The sequence below is a fragment of the uncultured Vibrio sp. genome (assembly GCF_947488985.1).
In the GTDB taxonomy this organism is placed as follows: domain Bacteria; phylum Pseudomonadota; class Gammaproteobacteria; order Enterobacterales; family Vibrionaceae; genus Vibrio.
The window spans coordinates 1-5,278 of sequence record NZ_CANLBV010000147.1 but is presented as its reverse complement, the minus strand read 5'-3'; the positions used below and the strand labels follow the sequence as shown (position 1 = coordinate 5,278).

The window sequence follows — 5,278 nt, the reverse complement described above, 5'->3', positions numbered from 1 at the left end:
GGAGTCAATAAGAGAATGTCTCTGATCTGATCGTACGATTCTGATTTAGTTCACTCGATTTACGCAACAAAGCCCCTTACAGTCCAAATTTAAATCCAATAGAGCGGCTTTGGAAAGTAATGAATGAGCATGTGAGGAATAATATTGACTTCTCCTCCAAGCCTGAATTTACTTCAGCCATCAAAGACTTTTTCGATGTAACGCTACCAGAAGTTGCAAGCTCACTCGTATCCATAATTACAGATAATTTTCAAGATTTGAAACCTGTATCTCTAAGTTGAACAGGTATAAAAAGCTGATATCTTATCATCGGTGTCGACTTTATTCATGGAAGGGCTTTAAAGTCACAGCAAACTCATTTGTGACACTTGAAAAATAAAACATCGTTTCAAATGTCACATTTTAAATCTATTGTCCTGTCTTCTTAATCGTAAAAGCCATACAATTAAACTGCGGTATTTATAAAGTTGAACCGCAATTTTATTATTTTTCGCAATCTTGTTGGGAGTTAGTACGTACAAGATCGCGTGAGTTGTATACAAAAGAATGAGAACACCTCAATGGCACATTGTTATGTATCCGAAGACTTCCTTCTAAAAACGCCCTTGGCTGAGAAGTTATATCATCAGCATGCTTCGGCTATGCCCATCATTGACTATCATAGTCATCTTGAAGCTGAAGACATTTATCTCAACCAATCCCACGAGAACATCACTCAAGTTTGGCTAGCATCTGATCACTATATTTGGCGAGCGATGCGTAGTGTGGGTATTGATGAACATTACATTACCGGCAATGCCAGTGATCAAGATAAGTTCGCAAAGTGGTGTGAAGCAATGCCTAAGCTCATTGGCAGCCCTTTATATCAATGGTGCCACTTAGAGTTAAAAAAATACTTCAATATTGATGTACTGATTTGTCCAGAAAACCAAGAGTTTTTGTGGAATCAGTGTAACGAAGTGATTACTGCTCAGGTGTTAACGCCACAAAATGTTTTGAAGATGAACAAGGTTCATACGGTGTGCACGACCGATGATCCAACGAGTAGTTTAGAGTTCCACCAAAAGCTCGCGAGTGAACCATGCTCCGCAAATGTTCTACCAACATTTCGCTTCGATGGTTTGATCAACCTATCTAATTTAGAGAACTATGGGCATTACCTTGATAGACTTTCAGAATGTGTTGATTATGAAATTAAAAATCTAGCCTCACTCAAATCTGCCATCAGAGAGCGAATAGCTTTTTTTGACTCAGTAGGTTGTAAGGTCTCTGACGTTGGCTTAAATGACTTTCAATTTATCGTTTCATCAGAGGAAAGCGTTGCCGCTTCTTTTGAATTAATGCGTTCGGGGATCCCGTTATTGGAAGAAGAGTGCCTAGCGATAAGAAGCCATCTCTTAGTCTTTTTAGGGCAGTGTTTCTGTGAATTTGGCTGGGCTATGCAGATTCATCATGGCGTCTTAATGAATGTTAATGAGAGGCGCTTTGAAACACTAGGGCCCGCAACAGGCTTTAGCGTTATGGATGATGCACCGCTTATTCGGCCGTTATCAAAATTTCTTAGTCAATTAGATTTAGTGAATAAGTTACCAAGCACCATTCTTTATAGTTTAAACCCGAAAGATACATGGCCATTAGCTTCATTGATAGGCGCTTTTCAAGAATCAGGCAGTGCGAGTAAAATACAACTGGGTGCTGGTTGGTGGTTCAACGATCATAAGCATGGAATTATGGCTCAAATGACAGCGTTAGCGAATCTAGGTGCTTTAGGTTGTTTTGTCGGTATGTTGACTGACTCTCGCAATATTTTATCGATGTCTCGGCATGATTATTTTCGCCGCGTGTTATGCGACATGCTCGCAGATTGGGCACTTTCTGGTGATGTGCCGAATGACGAAGCATTGCTTTCTGAGACTATAAAAAACATCTGCTTTAGTAATGCAAAACAGTATTTTGACTTTCATTGAGGTAACTATGATTCAATTTTCCCAACCGCAATTAGAGCGTATTCGTAGAAAAGCGACACCATCTACGATTAAGCAAATTAAACAAGATAACCAAGTTGTTCTTGAAAATGAAATCTTGGTTCCTGAAGATAATAGAGCGACATGGAATCTCTATTATTTTTGTCCTGAGCATGGTGTGCGTTTAACGTGGAATCGCCACAACTCAAAAGAGCATTGCTGCCCAGTTGATGGAAAAGTATTTACAGGTGAACCGTATGATGGCGCATGGTGGCGTTGGTTAAACGGGTTAAATGCAAAAGCGTGTCGCGAACTCGGATTATTGTGGCAAATAACGGGAGAGCAGCATTATTTTGATAAAGTAAAAGCTATTTTACTTCAATACGCAAAATACTACCCTGACTATGAAGAACACGGTGGTATTCCCTACAATGGACCAGGTAAAGCGAATGCACAAACCCTGTGTGAAGCAAACTGTAACTTGGATTTCGCCCTAGGATATGACTTTGTCTGTGAAGCGTTAAGTGATGAAGAGCGTCAATACATTGAAGAGCGTTTATTAAGAGAAGGGGCTGAGTTTTTAATGCAGCATCGAACTGATCAGCTGCATAATCATGAAATGAAGATTAATGCGACGATCGGTGTAATTGGTCTTTTATTAAATGAAGAGAAATATCTCGATTTTGCGCTTCATAGTAAATATGGCATCCACTACCAGTTAGAGCATGGCATGAGTGCAGAGGGTTTATGGTTCGAAGGTTCGGTTCACTACCACTATTATGCTCTGCAAGCGTTATTGGCCTTTGAAAAACTGGCTCGAAATACAGATTACTCAGTAAGAAGTAACCCGAATTATCACACTATGCTTCAGTTTCCATTAGAGCTAGTGCTAAATACAGGCGATTTCCCGAAGCTTAATGACTGCATTGCAGGCCAAGAGAAGCTAAATCATGTTCATCTCTTTGAGTTTGCCTACGCGGAGTTCCAAACCCCTATATTTGGGGCCGCGTTAAATACGATTTATCAAAGCATGTCTCGTGACAATATTGATGCATTGTTGTATGGCGTTGATGAACTACCAGAATTACCTACGATTACTGGAAATGCAATTCACGCCCCTGATTCCGGCATAACGATTTGTGTTAATAAAGAGCGCAATCATTCCATGCTCTATAAACACGCACCTTATGGTGGTGAGCATGATCATTATGATCGCTTAGGCTTAATACTGATAAAAGACGGTAAAGAGATTCTGCCAGATTTAGGTACTACGGGGTATGGTGCTGAGCTGCATTACGGTTATTACAAAAATACCTCAAGCCATAATACGTTGGTGGTCAATCAAAGTAACCAAACCCCTACAGTACCACAATTGAAGCATTATATTGAACGTGATGAATTTACGTTTGTGGATGCGCTTGTGGATTGGGGCTTGTCCGCCGCCACAGTTGATAGCCACACATTGGTACACTGGGATGAAGAAAGCTATAAAGATATAGAGTTTAGACGATCGATTTTGTGGCTTGGAGATGCAGCGATTGAGATCAACCAAGTGAGTAACCCAAATGAGCAACAACTTGACCTCACACTGCATACTCGAGGAGAAATGATAAACTCTTCTGTTGAGTTGGAAAGCGTTGATAACCCGCTTGAAGGGCCACTGGATCGAATGAAGCATTGCCAAGCAATTACAGTACTGCCTAGCATTATTAAGTTTGACTACGATGTCGCATTGGACACGACCTATTCCCAAACCATTTACTCTGAGGGATCTGATTCTATTTTAACGGGTAAGGCCCCTGATAATCCCGCAACGTCAGATTTAAGTTATGTCCTACTTCGTAGCAAGCAAACGCAACTGAAAAGTATTGTATTGCATGATTTGGAGGGCCATAGATCGATCGCTAATGTTGAGTGGATAGGTAATAGGCTCATAATCGCAATGGTTCAAAAAGGAATACGTCAGGTCATGACAGTTTGCTTTAATAATGGAGAGGTTTCTTTTGACTAACAGATAGATCCTATTTCATCGTTTGTCCATTTGTAGGTTTGCCCATTCATTGAGTGGGCTTAATTATATGGTCCGCCTCACTCTCAAGCCATTAAGCTTAGAGTAGGCTCTCAGAATGAGGTGAACCATATGTCTTCTATTCATATTTTAGGTATCGACCTAGGTAAACATTGCTTCCATGCTATCGCACATAACCGTTGTGGGGTGGAGGTGCTTCGTCGTAAATTTAATCGCAATCAACTTTTAATCTTTCTTAGTAAAATAGAACCAACAACTATTGCTTTCGAAGCTTGTGGCGGTGCTCATTAGCTTGCTCGAAAGTGTAGTGAATTTGGTCATCAACCCCGACTTATTCCTCCTCAGTATGTTAAGCCATATGTCAAAGGCAATAAAAACGATTTCATCGATGCTTCAGCGATCGCAGAGGCTGCGGGTCGATCGACCATGAGGTTTGTAGCTGTAAAAAGTGAAGAGGCTCAAGTCATCGCAGCGATTCATCGAGTCAGAGATAGTTATATCAAGGAGAGAACCGCCACTATGTCGCGGATCGGAGCGATCTTACTTGAGTTCGGACTTAGCTTTCCCAAAGGGCATGCAAAGATGAAGTCTCTGTTTCAATGGTTAGCAGAACAAACAGTCTCATTGCCAAAAAGTTTGCTATGTGAATTGATATCTATCCATGAGCATTACAAGTACCTTAATGAACAAATCAAAACTCAAGATAACAAGCTTCAATCGATTGTTAATAATAATGAAAGTGCTCAATTATTAAAAACTATCCCTGGAATTGGCGATCTTACCTCCACATTGTGTATTGCCGATGTAAGCTCTCCGAGTAACTTTGCCAGTGGCCGTGAGATGGCGGCTTGGTTGGGGCTTGTGCCAAGGCAATTCTCAACGGGAGGAAAGACCAAGCTACTTGGTATGAGTAAACGAGGGAATAAACACCTCAGAACTCTGTTTATCCATGGCGCAAGGGCTGTCGTCTCTAGACTAGAGACGACAGGGAAAGTGTTTGGAGAATGGCTTGTGAACCTACGAGCCACCAAACCATTTAATGTAGTGGTAGTCGCATTAGCCAATAAGCTAGTGAGGATAGCTTGGGCGGTGTTATATCACCGCCAAGCTTTTAAGGCTGTTTAGCTATAACCAAGTTTGCAACGCCAATGAAAGTGATGACAAAAACGGTCAATCGGCCAGATTAAGAACCTGACACAAAAAATAGAAATCAATGCTTTGGGCTTTTTAAGGATAATCTGGCGCGGATATCATCGTGGAGCTGGGAAGCTAGTGCTCCCAACAA

General features: G+C 41.1%; 2 protein-coding genes and 2 pseudogenes. All 4 read left to right on the top strand.

What is annotated here, in order from left to right:
* Nucleotides 1–74: 74 nt before the first annotated feature.
* Nucleotides 75–281 (top strand): annotated as a pseudogene (locus tag Q1A70_RS18730) (transposase); the annotation flags it as partial.
* Nucleotides 282–560: 279 nt separating this feature from the next.
* Nucleotides 561–1,967, top strand: coding sequence for a glucuronate isomerase (gene uxaC, locus Q1A70_RS18725; protein WP_299695274.1), 1,407 nt, complete (start codon nt 561–563; stop codon nt 1,965–1,967).
* Nucleotides 1,968–1,974: 7 nt separating this feature from the next.
* Nucleotides 1,975–3,975, top strand: coding sequence for a heparinase II/III family protein (locus Q1A70_RS18720; protein WP_299695271.1), 2,001 nt, complete (start codon nt 1,975–1,977; stop codon nt 3,973–3,975).
* Between the two features lie 129 nt (nt 3,976–4,104).
* Nucleotides 4,105–5,118 (top strand): annotated as a pseudogene (locus Q1A70_RS18715) (IS110 family transposase).
* Nucleotides 5,119–5,278 lie beyond the last annotated feature (160 nt).